The sequence below is a fragment of the Treponema sp. HNW genome (assembly GCF_050320395.1).
Classification (GTDB): domain Bacteria; phylum Spirochaetota; class Spirochaetia; order Treponematales; family Treponemataceae; genus Treponema_C.
The window spans coordinates 1918268-1934771 of record NZ_CP144459.1 but is presented as its reverse complement, the minus strand read 5'-3'; the positions used below and the strand labels follow the sequence as shown (position 1 = coordinate 1934771).

Here is a 16504-nt window from a genome sequence, read left to right as displayed (position 1 = left end):
CCGTTGTTTTCGGGAGGGAAGGCGGTATGAAAAAAAAACACAACATTCTTTTTGTGCTTATATGCACGCTCTTGTGTACGGCGGTTTCGAGCGCACAAAATACCTCCGTGCGTAATGCGGATATGACGGCTTCCGACTTATATAAGCGTGCCCGGGATTATCAGGCACGCGAAGATTGGTATGCCGCTCTTGAACTGTATCAGGAAGCCTTAAATAAAAATCCTTCGTATGCCGAGGCATGGTTTGCCCTTGCCGAATGCTCCTACGAGTTGGAACAGTACGATTTAACCGTAAAGTACTGCGACAGTGCATCGAAATATATAAAAAACCGAACCGATATTTTAAACTTAAAGGGCTTTGCCCTTATAGGGCTTCATAAATTGGAGGAGGCGCGCTCTATTTTCAGCGAAGTGCTGAACCGTTTCCCGAATGATGTCGAAGCCCGTTTCGGTCTTGCCCGCCTCGACCTCTTTGACGGTAAATTGTCAACGGCGGAACAATATTTTCTCGATGCTTTAAAGCGCGAATCCAAAAATAAAAAAGCGCTTATTTCTTTAGCCCTCATTGCGGAGCGGCAGGGAAAAACCGAACAGTCCCGTCTGTACATTCGCGAAGCCCTTCGTACGCACAACGGAAAGGCGGAAGTGTACTATTTTGCAGGTTATTTGGCCGCAAAGGAGGGTAACTTAGCCGAAGCCGAATCCCTTATACGGACGGCCGTCCTACTCGACGGAAATTACGACAAGGCCTATAAACTGCTTGCCGATATTTTATTTGCGCAAAAACGTTATGCCGAAACGGCCGATATCTGCGATTTTCGTATTGCAAAAAACGCTTCATCCGTTTCCGCCTGGTATTTAAAGGGCCTTTCCCTGGCGGCTCTCGGAGAAAACGAAAAAGCGTTAAGTGCCTGGCAAACCGGTTTAAGCCGCGACCCGCAGGATGAAATAATGCGTGCGGCCTTTGAACTGCTTGTCTTCGATGCGGTTGAACTTGAGGATAAAAGGCGTGAAAACTGGGCGGCCTACCATATCGATAAGGCTGAAGCTTATATGGAAAAATTTACGGCCGTGCATGCTCTGTATGAATATCAGCGGGCTTTGCGCATACAGCCGCTCAATGTCGAAGCACGCCTTGCCTATGCCCGCCTTTTACTGAATAAGGGACTTTCGGAATCCTACCTTTCTCAGCTCGTTTTTTTAAAGGACCAGCAAAGGGCGGACAAGCGTGTTGAAGATATTATAGAATCCTATACTTCGCTTTTACAAAACACCCTACCGTTGCAATGGGGAATAAAGCCGTTTTATCTTGATAAAACCCGCTGGAAAACCGGTTTATACACCTTAACCGAAGATTTTTCGCTGTATCATCAAAATGCCGTGTCCGTAAGTGCGGGGCTTCTTGCCGATATTTTTAATGCGAATCAATTCGTATCGGTGCGGCACATGGGCCCTGCGGTATCTTCCTATGCCGAGGCCTTTAAAGATGCGCGTACGCGCGGCTTCGATTTTTTCGCCCTCATGGACCTTACGGAAGAAGAACGCGGTATCAATATACGATTTGATTTGTATTCGGCTGCAAGCGGCAATAAACTGCATTCGACGGATGTGTATCGTACCGGCAACGACAGGCTTGCTTCGGCCTTACAAAAAATCCGCGATGACTTGACTTCGGTATTGCCGCACAAGGCGAAAATTATCGCCCGGCGCGGTTCGCTCGTGTTAATCGATTACGGCCGCAAAGACGGTGCGGTTGACGAACAGGTTTTCGACGTGTATAAAACGGGCGATACCGGCTTTGACGGAAGCAGCCTTGATTTAAAATACGATGAAAAAAAACGTATAGGAAGCCTTACTTTGACGGCGGTCGGAGAAGACATTTCTCAGGGAGAATTCAAACAAAACGGTTTTTACGATTTGCTCGCCTTAGGAGACGACGCTGTTCCGGTTGTTAAAGCGGAAGCGCCGGCGGCCGAAACCGTGAAAAAAGAAAAGAAAAAGAAATCAAAGGATGAAGCGCCGCCCGTAGAGGTCGAAAAACGGAAATCGGTTTTATACGATTTAATTCAATCGATTAGATGACCTTCAATACGATAGGCGTCCAGGGTTTCGGTGCTCCACCTCTTGGATAAAACAGGATACAATACACGCGAATTTTGAAAGCAGGCGAGGGCTTCCCGGTAGTTTCCGTTAAAGTAGAGGCTTTGCCCCAAATAAAAGTATGCGCGTGCGGCCGCTTCTTCGCTTCTGTTTATCTGCAAAAAGCGCTTTAATTCGGTTTCCGCTTCATTCCATTTTTTTGTTTTAACAAGGCTGTCTACAATGACAAAAAGGCTGTAGTCGTCTCCGCTCATACCCCTATCGCTTGTATCGCCGGGCAAAATATCGGCCTCTTTTTCTCTATGGCCGGCCCCGTTACCGATTGCATTTTCCGCCTTTTTTTGTACCCGTTCGCCTGTCTTTTGAACTCGGGCAGGAGGGGTTTCCGGAAAAATACGCAAAGAGGCAAGCGGTTTTCCGCGTATTATTTCGGGAGTTTTTTCCGGTACGGGAGACATCTCTTCCTCCGTTTTTTGCTTTTCGTTTACATAGTCCGGGAGGCTTTCTCTTTGTTTTTGCCCTGCAGCCCGGCTGTCCTTGGGTGAAACTCCTCTTACACTGGCGTTTAGGGCCGGAACAATCAAGTCATACACATCGCCGGATGCGGTGACTGCGGCTACCGCGTAGTAATATGTTTTGTTCGGCTCGGTATCGGTGTCCGTGTATTCGGTTGTTTCTGGCGGCACCGCACCTATACGCAGAAGGCTTTTGTCCTCCTTGTACATGTTCGAGTTTGCGGAAGCCTCTTCGAAAGCCCGGATTTCTCTCGGAATTGAAGATATACGTTCAAAAGAGCGCAAGATACACAGTTCCTTTATATGGGGGACTGCATCGGGCTTGATGCTCCAAGTCAATACAATCGCCCTTTCGGAAGCTTGTACCGAAATATCCGATACAACCGTCCGCACCGTTTTTTGCGAATTTTGCGCATACAAAACGCCGAACATCATCATGCATAAAAGAGCCGTTCTTTTCATAACTATATAATGCTCTAAAAATTACTGTTTGACAAGATGTGAACTTTCAATTATGCTGTATATATGTTTGTTTCCGTGGTTTTGGATCCCGGAGGGTTGGACTCGTCCCGGTCGCTTGCATCCTTACTTTCTCAGTACGGTTTTGTGCGCGTTCAGCGTGCATGCTGGGAAAATACGGCCGTATCCGAAAAACGCCTTCATACGCTGAAAAAAGATATAGACCGGATTACGGATTATTATGACCGCGTTCGCATGTATCAATACCCGGTAAAGGGTTTGCCTGCAATTACGGAACTGAACAAAAAAAAATGGAGTCGTTGTATTTTGCGGCCCCAAGCCGATTCATAAAAAATAATAGACCTGTTGTGAAACTAAAGTTGTCGAACAGGTGTAATGTAAGGAACACAAATGCTTGAAGATTTTAAAATGCCCATCGCTTCGTTGAAAGCCGATATCCTCGATGTTTGGGGGCGTCTTTGACGTCGAAACGGTAGAAAAACACATCGAGGCAAAGGAAGCTCTTACCGGTGAGAGCGATTTTTGGAACGACCCCTCAAAGGCCGAAAAGGTTTTATCCGAAATAAAATTGCTCAAAAACAAAATAAATCCCTGGCGCGATTTGGTTAAAACAACCGAAGACTTGGACGCTTTGTACGAATTGGCCGAAGAATCCGGCGATGCGGAGCTGGAAACGGAAATCGGAGAACTCTACGAATCTGCAAAGGCGGATTACGAAAAATACAGTATACTCAATCTCTTGTCCGACGAAGTGGATAAAAACAGCGCCTTTTTAAGCATTCACGCGGGGGCCGGCGGTACCGAAGCCTGCGATTGGGCGCAAATGCTGTGCCGTATGTATATACGCTGGGCCGAAAGGCGCGGCTATAAGGTTGAAACCCTCGACCGCCTTGAAGCCGAAGGGGGTATAAAATCGGTTACTCTGCAGATTTCGGGCGATTATGTATACGGTTATTTAAAATCGGAGGCGGGCGTTCACCGTCTGGTACGCATCAGCCCCTTTGATTCGAATGCGCGCCGCCACACCTCTTTTTCTTCGGTCTATGTATTTCCCGTTTTGGACGAAAGTATAGAAGTCGAAATAAAGCCCGAAGATTTACGTGTCGATACCTACCGCGCCGGCGGGGCCGGGGGCCAGCATGTCAATAAAACCGATTCTGCGGTGCGCTTTACCCATATCCCGACGGGAATCGTGGTTGCCTGCCAAACGGAACGAAGCCAAACGATGAACCGGGCAACCGCCATGAACATGCTCAAAGCCCGGCTGTATGAGCATTACCGGCAGGAAAAAGAAAAAGAAAACGCAAAATTCGCTCAGGAAAAAAAGGATATTGCATGGGGCAGTCAAATCCGCTCCTATGTTTTCCAGCCTTATACAATGGTGAAAGACTTGCGTACCAGACACGAGATGGGTAATATTCAAGCGGTAATGGACGGCGACATAGACCCCTTTATAGAGTCTTATTTGGCGGCAAAATGGAAGGGGCTTCCGATAAGCGAAGGAGAAGACGAGCAGTGAAAAAAACGGGAGCATCGGCCTTTGTGCCGGTGCTGCTTTTAATTTTTTTATCCGTACATACGGCCTCCGCTGCGCTTCAATGGACGGTAGCGGCCCGGGCTTTTAATTTTGAAGAAGAAAATGCCGTTTTTTCCCCCTATGCTTCTTCGGCCGAGGGAGCCGAGGGGGAAAAAATAGGCTCACTTTTACCCCGTCTTATTTTGGAACGCGCTTCGGATGCGGGAATCCGTAACGTCCTTCCCGAAGAATTATACCGGCGCCGTAAAAGAGAGTTATTAAAAGAAAGGCGCAGCTTATATGAGAGTCTTGAAAAAGCCGTTTATGAGCGCGATAAGCTTATTGCCTCGGATGCGGCGGAACGGAAGCTTTACGAAAATATTGCGGCAAAAGAAAAAGATATACAAAACCTGCGCGGCAGGTTGGAAGCAAATCAAAAAGAAACCTCTGTTTTGAATGTAACCGATTTTAAAACAAGCCGCGAAACGATTACGGTGTGGAAAAAAGATGCGGCGCAATTGTATCCGGATGTCTCCGATAAAAAAACCGCGTCTCAAGCCGTGCAAAACGGAGAACCCGAAGATATAAATGCACTTATTACCGGGCGTGTGATGCGTTCAGGCTCTTATATCAAGGCCGACGTTTTCCTTATTTTATATCCGGGAGGAATTGAAGCTCTAAAGATAAGCGAAACCGACACTATAGAAAATCTTGATGCCCTTGCCGCCGCCCTTGCATCCCGTCTTGAATTTGCCCTGCAAAACACAAAAAAGGTCCGCCTCTTTTTCGATATACATCCCCGCGAAGCATCCGAAAAAATGTCGGTGCGTCTTGACGGCCGCCTTTTGAACCTTACAAAGGAGGGAACTTCCTTTTGGGCCGATATACGCGGCGGTATTCATGACCTCTATGTTGAAGCCGAAGGCTATAAGGGAGCATCCTTTGTCTACGATTTTTCAGGTTCGGACGATTTTTACGTTTCGGTCAGTCCGGAAAGACAAAATCATATTCCCCTCAACATAAAATCGGATGCGCCTTTAGGACACAGCCTGTTTTTTAACGGCCTTCCGGTATTTCCCGATTCCGATAAAAGCGGTGCCGATTCGCGTGTTTTTACCGTAAACGGTTTTCCCGTTTTAGCCGAATTGCAGTTCGGGGATGGTTTGAGAAGAGCTTTTTTACTCACAAAACCGGTGAATACAGGTATGCCCGCGTTCAACCTTCCGGTAAAGCAGGGCCGCGAATCTTCCGGCATTGAAACAAAGCGGAAAATAATGTATAACTCTTATGCCGCGTTTATCGTATCCCTGCCGGTAAGCTTTGTGTTGTTCGGAAAGCATATTGACGAATATAATTCATGGGCACGCGGTAATAATATTCGAAACGATTTGGAAAAGTGGCAAACCGCCTACTATACTGCGGCGGGTATATCGGCAGGATTGGGAATCAATTTTTTAGTACAGCTCGGTTTATATTTGCATGCGGCAAATTCCGTTTTGCCCGAAAAAATTGTTCCCGAAAAAAATATAAAATAACGGGATTGATATGGCAGCACAATTTATTTCAAAATTAAAAGATTTATTTTCCTCTAAGAGTTTCACCGATGGAGCTTTTTTTGAAGATTTAAGCGATATTTTAATCGAAGGCGATATCGCGGGAAAAACCGCCTTTGAATTAACCGAAGAGCTTGAAAAACGCTGCAAAAGCTTAAAGATTTCATCTCAAGCCGAAGTGCGCAGCATACTGCAAAAGATTCTCTGCGAATCTCTTAAAACGGTCGAATTAAACCCCGATCCTTCGGCGGTAAATATTTATATGGTTCTCGGTGTAAACGGGGCCGGAAAAACCACCTCCGTCGCAAAACTGGCAGATTTTTATCGGAAGGAAGGAATCGATACGGTTATTATGGCTGCCGCCGATACCTTCCGTGCCGCCGCGGTTGAACAGTTATGCATTCACGGAGAAAATCTGGGAGTGCGGGTTATCTCTCATAAGCACGGAGGAGACCCCGCCGCGGTTGTATTCGATGCGGCCGAAGCCCTGAACTCAAAGGGAAGCGGTCTTGTGATAGCCGATACGGCAGGACGACTTCACAATAAAGAAAACCTTGTGCGGGAATTGCAAAAAATAGACCGCATCGCCGCGGCAAAGGCAAGTCCGCTCGCCTATAAAAAACTGCTTGTACTCGACAGTACTACCGGACAAAATGCCTTTCGCCAAGCCGAAGCCTTTCATGAAGCTGTGGGAATAGATGCCGTGTTTTTAAGTAAGTACGATTCAAGCGCCAAGGGCGGCTGCATTTTTTCGGTCGGAAAAGAATTGGGTATTCCTCTTGCCTTTATCGGTTCGGGGGAAAAATATACCGACATACAAAGGGTCGACGCGCAGCGTTTTGCCGCCGACTTTTTAGCCGAATAAGCTGAACGCCTGGTTAAGGGTACCGCTGTGTTTTGCGTTCGCGTTTTTCGGACTTTGTCGTTTTTTTATGCTTTTTTATTTTTGGCGCTTTTTGCAGGCATGACAAGCGCTTTTACCCGGGATACGGCGGCCTTTGAAAGCGGCGGCTTACGGCGTTTTTTTGAAAATAAGGAATATTTTTTTACCGATGCGGTGAACAGCCGTACTTTGCGCGCAGCTGAGGGTGTTTTTGTACAAAAAAAATTCGATTCTCTGGGCCGCCTTATACAAAAAAGTGTGTGGAAAGAATCGATGGCCGAACCTCTATCGCTTACCGATTACAGTTATGCGGAAGACTCGCCCTATCCGAAAACCGCCGTTACCTCGGATAATGAAAAAGAGCGCATTATACACGAAAGTTTTACGGATGAGGGGCTTCCTTTAAAACGTGAAATTTACGTCCCGGGTGCCGAAAAAAAATCCCGTCTTTTTTCTACCGAAACGTTCCGTTATGATGATAATAAGCGCATAATTGAAGAACGCATCGAATATTCCGACTATGCGCAAAAAGATGAAAAACCGCTTCAAAAAGGCCGACAAAGCGAAAAAAAAGAATACCGTTATGCCGAGGGCCGTTCGCGAGCCGATGAGTTTTATTATCGCGGGGCCGATAAAATACGGCAGAGGATTTATTCCTCCGACTCCGATTGGGAAGAAACCGTTTTTTTCCCGGACGGTGTACGCATTCTTACCCGTTATAAAAATGAAATGCCCGTTTTGGAAACAATCTATGAAAACGGTGTAAAAAAACGGGAGCGCAGTTTATGAAGATTGCGAATACGGGTGCATGGATTTTATTCGTTTCGCGCCGGTTTGCCCGCGTGGACGGAAGGGGAAAAAATGCCCTTACCTCATTTCTCGCTTCGGCGGGTATAGCCTTCGGCGTTATGACCCTCATTGTCGTTATGGCGGTTATGAACGGTTTTCAAAGCGGCTACATAGAAAGCATTTTGGAACTGAGCTCGTTTCATATCCGCTCTTTTCCGGTATCGCAGACGGAAACGGCCGCCTTGGCCGATTTCTTGAAAAACAATCCCTCGGTACGCAGTTTTTCTCCCTTTGCCGAAGCCCAGGCTTTAAGCGTCGGAAAAAGCGGCCGTCAGGAAGCGGCCTTTATACGCTTTGTTCCCGAAAATATATTGGAAAGGGACGAGGGCTTTGCGCGGCAAATCACTTTGTTTGCGGGCCGCTTCGATTTAAGCGGCGGCCGGGTCGTTATCGGTTCCCGATTGGCTCGTATCCTGGGTGTCGGTGTCGGAGACAGGGTTAACCTCCTTGCGCTTTCAGGTTCTTCGGATACGGATCTTTTGTCCGCAAGCCGTGTTTTTACCGTTTCGGGGATTTTTTCATGTGCGTATTCCGATATAAATGCAAGCTTTATGTTTTTTTCCCTCGATACGGCAAAAAAACTTTCCGTTTCTCCCCTTTGTTACGGCATAAAATTGTACAAAACTCGGCAGGACGGAAGATTTATACGCTCTTTGCAAAAAGCCCTGCCGAATATCCGTGCCGCCTCCTGGCGGACGTATAATAAATCATTTTTCGGCGCATTAAAGACGGAAAAAAACGTATTGATGATGCTTGTTTTTATTATTTTTGTAGTTGTTGCCGTCAACATCTTCAATGCAATGCGCCGTATGATATTCGAGCGGCGTGAAGAAATATCGGTTTTATCGGCGCTGGGTGCCAAGCCTTTCCATATACAGGCGGTTTTTCTTATGCAGGGGCTTTTAATCGGCTTGGGAGGCGCCGTTCCGGGCCTTCTTTTAGGCATGCTTATCAGCGTCCGTATGGAAAGCGTTTTTTTTATTATTTCAAAAACCATGTATTATATACAGTACGCCCTTGCTTTTTTGTTTAATCCCGCCTCTCTTGCGTTTTTAACCGAAAATTCGATGTTTATGTTTTATGCGCAAATTCCCGCACGGATGTTTTTCGGCGAAACCGCCGTTATAACGCTTTTCGGCATATTGTCGGCCCTTGTGTCTTCATATGCGGCAAGCAAACATATTTTAACGCTTTCGATTGCGGAGGTACTTCGTTATGAATAAAAACGAATCGGCGGAAAATCTGATTTATATAAGCGGACTCGAAAAAACATACAGGGAAACGGGCGAAAATCTGACTGTTTTTTCGGATTTGAATATGACGGTCAAACGCGCAAGCAAAACCCTGATTTTGGGCGAAAGCGGAAGCGGTAAAAGTACCCTGCTCAATATTATCGGAGCCTTGGATACGCCCTCTGCCGGAACCGTGCGGGTAGGGGATTATGACGTTTCAAGTTTGGACGAAAACCGGGCCGCCGAATACCGCGCCTGCGTTTTAGGCCTTGTTTTTCAGTTTCATTATTTGTTAAAGGATTTTACGGCCCTCGAAAACGTGTTTTTGCCGCTTTATATGAAGGGAGTTTCCAAAAAAGAAGCCAAAGAGCGGGCGGTCGAATTGCTTGCCGATGTGGGTTTGGAAAATCGTATGTACCACCTTCCTTCCCAGCTTTCGGGCGGCGAGCGTCAAAGAGCGGCCGTAGCCCGTTCTTTAATTGCGGATCCCGAATTGATTTTAGCCGATGAGCCTACGGGAAATCTTGACCCTGAAAATGCGCGCCTGGTCGGCGGTTTGCTTTTTTCGGTTGTTGAAAAATACCGCAAAACCCTCGTGATGGTAACCCACGATATGTCTTTAACCGACAGGGCCGACGAGTGTTTTCGCATAAAAGAGGGCCGTCTCGTCAATGAATTTTAGAGCTTCGTTTTTATACGCCCTGCGCATTTTAAAGCCTAACCGCACAAGCTCGTCAAACGGGCGAAAAAGCCTTTTCGGGGCGGCCTTCGGTATAGCTTTAAGCTTGGTTCCTCTGATTGTCGTTTTGGTTGTAGCCGAAGGTATGATAGAAGGTATTACCGAGCGCATGATAGGTTTGGGAACCTACCATTTACAAGCCGTCGTCCCTGTAGAGTTTTTTGAAAACGGCGGATTATCCGATGATTTACGGGAGTTTGCCTCATCCTTGGAAATTCCGAGCGGGGGGCAGGCGTTTATCGAGCGCCAAGGTACGGCCCTTGCAGTCGCCGGCGGTACGAGAAGCGGAGCCCTCGTTCGTGCCGTTCCTACGGATATTTTTACCTCAAATAGGGCTTTTCAAACCTACATAGAAGTTTTATCGGGAGAAGCCGCCTTTCCTTCTGCAAAAAGCGCCGTCATCGGAAAGGGTATAGCGGATAAACTGAATCTTAAAACAGGAGATACCCTGCGCCTTATTACCGCCGGCACCGGCGTGTACCCAAGCGCACAAGAGCGCGTGCAAGGGCATGAGGCGGGCCGTGTAAAAATCGTTCCCAAGATGCTCAGCTGTACGGTTTCCGGCATCGTTTCATCCGGTTATCAGGAGATAGATGCCTTATGGGTGTTTTTGCCCCTTAAAACGGGGTTTGATTTTCTTACCGAGGCTTCATCTCAAATTACAATCGGTATTGAAACCGATTTTCCCTTTTCCGATCGTTTGCAGGAAGCATACCGCAGCACTTTATCTTTGCTTCCTTCCGGATTTAGCCTGTACCGCTGGAGCGATATAAATTCCGCCCAATACGAAAATTATGCTTCAACAAAGATACTGTTGATTTTGATTATGTTTTTAATCGTTCTTATCGCGTCGGTAAATGTTTCATCCGCCCTGATTATGGTTGTTATGGAGCGCAAAAGAGAAATCGCCGTATTAAAAAGTATGGGAGCATCTTCTTCGGGTATAGGGGCGGCTTTTTTAACTGTGGGAATATTGACCGGAGCGTGCGGCCTTGCAATCGGTCTTCCTCTCGGGCTTGCAGCTGCGGTTAAATGCAACGAAATCATAGGATTCGGCGAAAATGCCGTTAACTTTATTTTAAAACTGTGGTATCTTATACGTGAGGGAAATCTCTACAGTCCGGTACATTTACTTGATCCGGCCTATTATTTACAACGGGTCCCGGTACATATTGCTTTTACGGAAATCTTTGTAATCGCTGCCGGAACTCTTTTGTTATCGGCGGCCGTTTCCGTCTTTCCGGCTTTGCGTGCGGGAAAAGAAAGGCCCCTCGATATTTTAAGGAAAACATGAGGTATAACGATGCTTTGTGATTTATGCGGCAGCCGTAAAGCGGTTATTTTCGTACAGCAGGTGACGGCATCCGGTAAAAAAGAGATTCATATATGTGAACAATGTGCGGCCGAGCAGGGGGTGGATTCTTCGTCCGAAAATATAGGCATAAATCTTCAAAATCTGGTAAACGGCTTTGCCCCCGAGCGCAAGGTATGTTCCGTGTGCGGCCGCAGTATCGATGATATACGGAAAACCGGCAATGTCGGCTGTCCCGAATGTTATGCGGCCTTTCAAAACGAAATCCGTTCTCTGCTTCAAAAAGGCGGGGCGGAACTTCCCTATACCGGCTCAATGCCGAAAAAGCTTGCCTACTTCCGCTCGATTTTAACCGATCGCATAGCGATTCAAACAAAATTGCAGGCATCGATTGAAAACGAAGATTACGAAAAGGCCGCAAAATACAGGGATTTTTTAAAAGCCCTTGAAACCCCCGCCGTAACCGGAGGCGACGATTTTCCCGCAGAGGTTTTCCATGAATGAAACGGGAGAAGCTTGGTACAACCTTGCGGGCGATGAAAACGATGTAGTGCTTTCCACACGTATCCGTTTTGCCCGCAACTTCGTTAATTTCCCCTTTCCGCTGCGGTTTAACTGCGATGACGGAGAGCGTATCCAAACCCTTGTGTTCGACGCTTTTTCGCGCATAGAGCATCCGGAACGTTATCAGGCTTTAAGCGTTAAAAAACTGGACGGTTTGGGTAAACGCATTTTGCAGGAACGCGGCGTACTTACTCCTTCGGAAACGACAAATCCCGTTGCGGGCATCGTCGTTCGCACCGACGGTAAGCTTGTGTGCGCCGTCAATGCCGAAGACCACGTGCGTCTTTCCTGTTTCGGTGCCGGTTTGGATACCGAAACCGTATTCACCGAACTCAAGCAGGTGGACGATGCTTTGCAAAACATCGTACAGTTTGCCGCCTCGGTTGAATTCGGATATTTAACCTCTTCCCTTAAGAATACGGGAACGGGTATGAAACTTTCGCTGTTTTTGCATTTACCCTCGTTGAGTTTTCTAAATCACGATACACGGGAACTGAGTTCTTTGATTGCGGATACGGAAAAAAAAGGCTTTAACGTCCGCCCCTGTTTCGGTTATGCTTTGAATTACGAGGATTCGTTTTTACCCGCCTTGGGAAGCTGCTACGAAATAAGTTCTTCGCGCTGTTTTACCGGAAGCGAAGCCGAGCAAATTGAAGAATTAAAAAAAGCCGTTTATATTCTTATTGAAGCCGAACGAACGTCCAGACGAAAAATTACCGATAATAAACCGACGGCCCTGCGCGATTTTGTATATAAGGCGCTCGCTGCGGTAAAGTACAGCCGCTTGTTATCGGAGCGTGAATCTCTGGAAATGCTGTTCCGCATAAAATGGGGTATAGATACCGGAATCCTCGAGGGATTGGAAAATTCGGTTCTTTTTTCTTTGGTATACCGCACAAAGGACGCACATATTGAATTTATCAACCGCAATCAGCATTTTAAGTTTGAAGCGGACATAAACACCGGCGGGCTTCAGCTTATGCGGCTTCGCTCGCTGATTATGCAGGAGTCGTTGGAGCAAATCGGAATTTGCGCCTAATATCAGGAGTTTTATATGACAAAGGGACTTTCGCCGCGGGCTTATAAATTATTGACGGTTTTTGCTCAGGAAGAAGGAAGACGCTCGGGAGCCGAACAGCTTTTACCCGAGCATGTTTTGCTTGCGCTTATAAAAAGCGCTTCCGGCCTTGCCTTTGCCGTTCTCCAATATTTAAAAGTCAATATGCTCGGTTTTCAGCTCGTCCTTGAACAGCATATACCCATGCAATCCTCCTCTCAAGTGCGTGATGAAATACCGCCCTCGCGCCGCTTAAAAACGCTTTTGGATATTGCCGCCATTGAGTCGCGCTCTTTGCGCCGCGACTATATAGGAACCGAACACCTCTTATTGGCCGCCGTTCGGGAAGAAGAAAGCGTGTGCCGCGCTTTTTTTCAGCGCAACTCTTTAACGCTGGATACGGTACGAAATGCGGTTGAAGCGGCTTCCATGCAGCTTTCCTCTTCGGCCTACGGAAATACTCCGAAAGCTCCTGCGGGAAATATAAGGCCTGCGCAGTTTCCGCACGGAAAGCAAACTCAACAGCAAGCTTCGTTGTTAAAAGAATTCAGCCGCGATTTAACCGAGGCGGCAAAAAACGGCGAAACCGATCCCGTCGTCGGGCGCGAAACCGAAATACGGCGGGTTATTCAAATATTGTCCCGCCGCGGAAAAAACAATCCCATCCTCGTAGGCGAGCCGGGAGTCGGAAAAACCGCCATAGTGGAAGGTTTGGCGGCCGCCATAGTTGAAGGCAGGGTGCCTTCCGGCCTTATCGGAAAACGGCTTTTAACCCTTGACCTTGCTCTGGTTATTGCCGGAACCAAGTACCGCGGTGAATTTGAAGAGCGCCTTAAAGGTATTATGAAGGAAATCCGCGAAGCGAAAAACATTATTTTGTTTATCGATGAACTGCATACGATAATCGGGGCGGGAAGCGGAGAAGGAACGATGGACGCTTCAAATATGATAAAGCCGGCTCTTTCGCGCGGAGAATTGCAGTGTATAGGGGCCACTACTTTAAAAGAATACCGCAGATATTTTGAACGCGACGCCGCCCTTGAACGGCGTTTTCAAATCGTATCGGTTGAAGAGCCCGGCGATGAGGAGGCCCGGGCAATTCTTGACGGCATAAAGGCGCGCTACGAAGATTTTCACGGCATACGCTACGGCGAGGGTGTTACCGAAGCCATTGTACGATTTTCCCAGCGTTACATTACCGAGCGCTTTTTGCCGGACAAGGCCATCGACCTTTTGGATGAAACCGGCGCAATGAAAAAAATCCGCGACGATTCGCGCCCTGCAGAGCTTGCGGAAATAGAAAAGCGCATAGCCGCCTTAACCGAAGAAAAGCAGCTTATGGTTCAGGAGCAAAACTACGAAGGAGCGGCAAAAATTCGCGATGAAGTGCAGGCTTTACGCCGTCATCTCGATGTATTGGGAAAGCAATGGCAGTCCCCCGATGACCGGCATACGGTGCATATTGAAGATGTGTGTTCCGTTGTCGCCGATATAACCGGTATTCCGGTTGAACAGCTGAGTTCATCCGAAACATCGCGTTTATTGAATATGGAGGCGGAACTTCATCTTTCGGTTGTAGGTCAGGAAGAAGCGGTGAGTGCCGTATGTTCCGCCGTCCGCCGTGCACGCACCGGAGTTTCATCGGTTCGGCGCCCGCTCGGCTCTTTTATCTTTTTAGGACCCACGGGGGTAGGAAAAACCCTTTTGGCAAAAACTTTGGCGCGCTTTTTATTCGGCACCGAAGAAGCCCTTATCCGCGTGGATATGAGCGACTATATGGAAAAACATAATGCAAGCCGCCTTGTCGGAGCTCCTCCCGGCTACGTCGGTTACGAAGACGGCGGTTTTCTTACCGAAAAGGTCAGGCAAAATCCCTATTCCGTTGTACTCCTCGATGAAATAGAAAAAGCCCATCCCGACGTATTCAATTTGCTTTTACAGATTTTGGAAGAAGGAGAACTGCGCGACAGTTCCGGCCGCAATATCAATTTTAAAAACACCCTGATTATTATGACCAGTAATGCGGGGGTGCGCCGTATATCGAACGAAAACCGCTTGGGCTTTAACACGTCAAATAAAGAGATTATGGATTACACGAACATCAAAGCCGACGCTTTGAATGAATTAAAACAAATATTAAACCCCGAACTTTTAAACCGTATAGACGATACGGTCGTATTTACGCCGCTTTCATCGCAGCAAGTGTCTCAGGTTTTGGACATGCAAATAGAGGAACTTGCAGGCCGCTTGGCGGAACAGGGGATTGATATCGAACTTATGTCCAAGGCACGCTCTTATTTTATCGAGCACGGATACGAACCCGCTTTCGGAGCACGGCCCATGCGCCGTCTTATTCAGCGTGAAATAGAGGATGCTCTGGCATCGAAAATAATAGCAGGCGAGTGTAAAACCGGCGACACCGTTTTAATCGATTGTAAAAAACTTAAGGCGGGAGATGTTTTGCATCTTCGCGTAAAAAAGCGGAAAACAGCCCCTGTTCACAGTACAGCCGAACCTTCGGCAGTAGAAAATAATGTGAGCGCCGCCCGGCCTTTATAGCCGCCTGCGGAGCAAAAAACCGAGTGAGGCTCAGGGCCGTCGAAAATAACGGATTTTCAGCAGCCCCGAACGCAGTTAATTTTATTCGGCAAGAGCCTTTACCGTTTTGTATGCCTCCAAATCGGTATACAGTTCGGCTTTGTAAGGATTGCGCTTTGTTTTTTTCATTTTATAAATCATATAAACAAACACCGCGGCATTTATTAAAAGAGCCGCAAGGCTTATTATAAAATAAATCGTTTCATTATATGTTGACTGTACGGCAAAGCGGCCTTCGTCCAAAAAGAGGGGGAAGGTTTGCGCAAACATACACCACAATGCCAAGGTTTGTGCGCGGTGCTGAAGCCATGCGCCCTTACCCAAAGTGAATGCACAGGCAGTCGGAGCTATCAGCAGGGCTAAACCGCAGTACCACGAATGACCGGGAAGGCAGTTGTATGTATAAGCGAAATTCCATACGTCATAGGCGATAATCCAAAACCACAGCATATCCGGCCAAAGCATATCCTTGCTCGTATCGCTTTTTGTTTTTTTGCGAAGCACGATTCCGAACCAGCCGGTAATCGTAACGATGTTCAAAAGACCTGCAATACCGTTCATATAGTTCCACGAACCGCCGATAACGTGCATAGCTTCGTCGGCAAGCATACCGCCTCCGGGCATTGAATACTGAATGCCCACCTGAAAATCGCGGGCAACGGCTTCCAAAATATTGATGGACAAAATGAGCGGCGGAAAACACAGCGCCCATTTGTTTTCGCTGAGTTTCCATTCCGTACCCGTTTGTTTGTTTTTGCCTTTTAAAAAGCGGATACACCAAAAGCCTATACAGCCTGCCGTAGCAGAGTATACCTTTACCAAATGGAACCAATCCAAATAAGTTTTATCTTTCAGTACCGTAAACCATAACACCGACAGGACAGCCGGAAGCACGAAAAAAAACAAAAAACCGGTCAGTTTTGAGCGGCGTGAAATCTCGTTCAAAACGTACAATGACACAAGCACGAGCACCCATACGGCGATAACCGCAGGTGCGCTTGCTCCTGCCGCATAATTAAATGCAAACATACAGAACTCCTACCTGATAAAATGTAAAAAAATATCGATATTTTTTATTGTAAACCTAAGCAATGAAATTGTCAATTA

Annotated in this window: 14 protein-coding genes; 12 read left to right on the top strand and 2 right to left on the bottom strand. The window is 47.2% G+C overall.

From position 1 onward, the window contains the following. Positions 1–26: 26 nt before the first annotated feature. A complete protein-coding gene (locus V1L52_RS08915; RefSeq protein ID WP_428768892.1) occupies positions 27–2081 on the top strand; it encodes a tetratricopeptide repeat protein in 2055 nt (684 codons plus the stop codon). Here the strand turns inward: V1L52_RS08915 and V1L52_RS08910 are convergent. Continuing rightward, positions 2066–3076, bottom strand: a complete 1011-nt coding sequence (locus tag V1L52_RS08910; protein WP_428768890.1) for a tetratricopeptide repeat protein — start codon at positions 3074–3076, stop codon at positions 2066–2068. The genes V1L52_RS08915 and V1L52_RS08910 overlap by 16 nt on opposite strands. Before the next feature lie 63 nt (positions 3077–3139). Here V1L52_RS08910 and cas2 point away from each other — a divergent pair, with 63 nt between their 5' ends. The 11 genes from cas2 (at position 3140) to V1L52_RS08855 (ending at position 15358) form a co-directional block, all read left to right on the top strand. After that, entirely contained in the window at positions 3140–3424 is a 285-nt protein-coding gene (gene cas2 / locus V1L52_RS08905) for a CRISPR-associated endonuclease Cas2 (RefSeq protein ID WP_428768888.1), read from the top strand. Between the two features lie 60 nt (positions 3425–3484). After that, positions 3485–4613 (top strand): peptide chain release factor 2 gene (gene prfB / locus V1L52_RS08900; protein WP_428768886.1). Its coding sequence is split into 2 segments (ribosomal slippage): positions 3485–3553 and positions 3555–4613, totalling 1128 coding nucleotides; the frame shifts between segments, so codons are not numbered across the junction. After that, positions 4610–6145, top strand: a complete 1536-nt coding sequence (locus tag V1L52_RS08895; RefSeq protein WP_428768884.1) for a hypothetical protein — start codon at positions 4610–4612, stop codon at positions 6143–6145. Before prfB ends, V1L52_RS08895 begins: the two co-directional genes overlap by 4 nt. A 10-nt stretch (positions 6146–6155) precedes the next feature. Continuing rightward, complete coding sequence (gene ftsY / locus V1L52_RS08890; protein ID WP_428768882.1) at positions 6156–7028, top strand: signal recognition particle-docking protein FtsY; 873 nt, start codon at positions 6156–6158, stop codon at positions 7026–7028. 81 nt (positions 7029–7109) lie between these two features. Continuing rightward, a complete protein-coding gene (locus V1L52_RS08885) occupies positions 7110–7835 on the top strand; it encodes a hypothetical protein (protein WP_428768880.1) in 726 nt (241 codons plus the stop codon). After that, positions 7832–9118 (top strand): ABC transporter permease, encoded by a 1287-nt coding sequence (locus V1L52_RS08880; RefSeq protein ID WP_428768879.1) that lies wholly within the window; start codon positions 7832–7834, stop codon positions 9116–9118. The genes V1L52_RS08885 and V1L52_RS08880 overlap by 4 nt, the downstream gene beginning before the upstream one ends. Further along, on the top strand, positions 9111–9809 hold the full coding sequence (locus V1L52_RS08875; protein ID WP_428768877.1) for an ABC transporter ATP-binding protein: 699 nt from the start codon (positions 9111–9113) through the stop codon (positions 9807–9809). Before V1L52_RS08880 ends, V1L52_RS08875 begins: the two co-directional genes overlap by 8 nt. Further along, entirely contained in the window at positions 9799–11160 is a 1362-nt protein-coding gene (locus V1L52_RS08870) for an ABC transporter permease (RefSeq protein ID WP_428768875.1), read from the top strand. Before V1L52_RS08875 ends, V1L52_RS08870 begins: the two co-directional genes overlap by 11 nt. Before the next feature lie 9 nt (positions 11161–11169). Further along, positions 11170–11682, top strand: coding sequence for a UvrB/UvrC motif-containing protein (locus V1L52_RS08865; RefSeq protein ID WP_428768873.1), 513 nt, complete (start codon positions 11170–11172; stop codon positions 11680–11682). After that, the gene (locus V1L52_RS08860; RefSeq protein WP_428768871.1) at positions 11675–12781 is read left to right on the top strand and encodes a hypothetical protein; all 1107 of its coding nucleotides are present in this window, start codon (positions 11675–11677) and stop codon (positions 12779–12781) included. Before V1L52_RS08865 ends, V1L52_RS08860 begins: the two co-directional genes overlap by 8 nt. Positions 12782–12796: 15 nt before the next feature. Next, on the top strand, positions 12797–15358 hold the full coding sequence (locus V1L52_RS08855) for an ATP-dependent Clp protease ATP-binding subunit (protein WP_428768869.1): 2562 nt from the start codon (positions 12797–12799) through the stop codon (positions 15356–15358). A gap of 81 nt (positions 15359–15439) precedes the next feature. Here V1L52_RS08855 and V1L52_RS08850 read toward each other — a convergent pair whose 3' ends face one another. Then, positions 15440–16426 (bottom strand): DUF5692 family protein, encoded by a 987-nt coding sequence (locus V1L52_RS08850; protein ID WP_428768867.1) that lies wholly within the window; start codon positions 16424–16426, stop codon positions 15440–15442. Positions 16427–16504 lie beyond the last annotated feature (78 nt).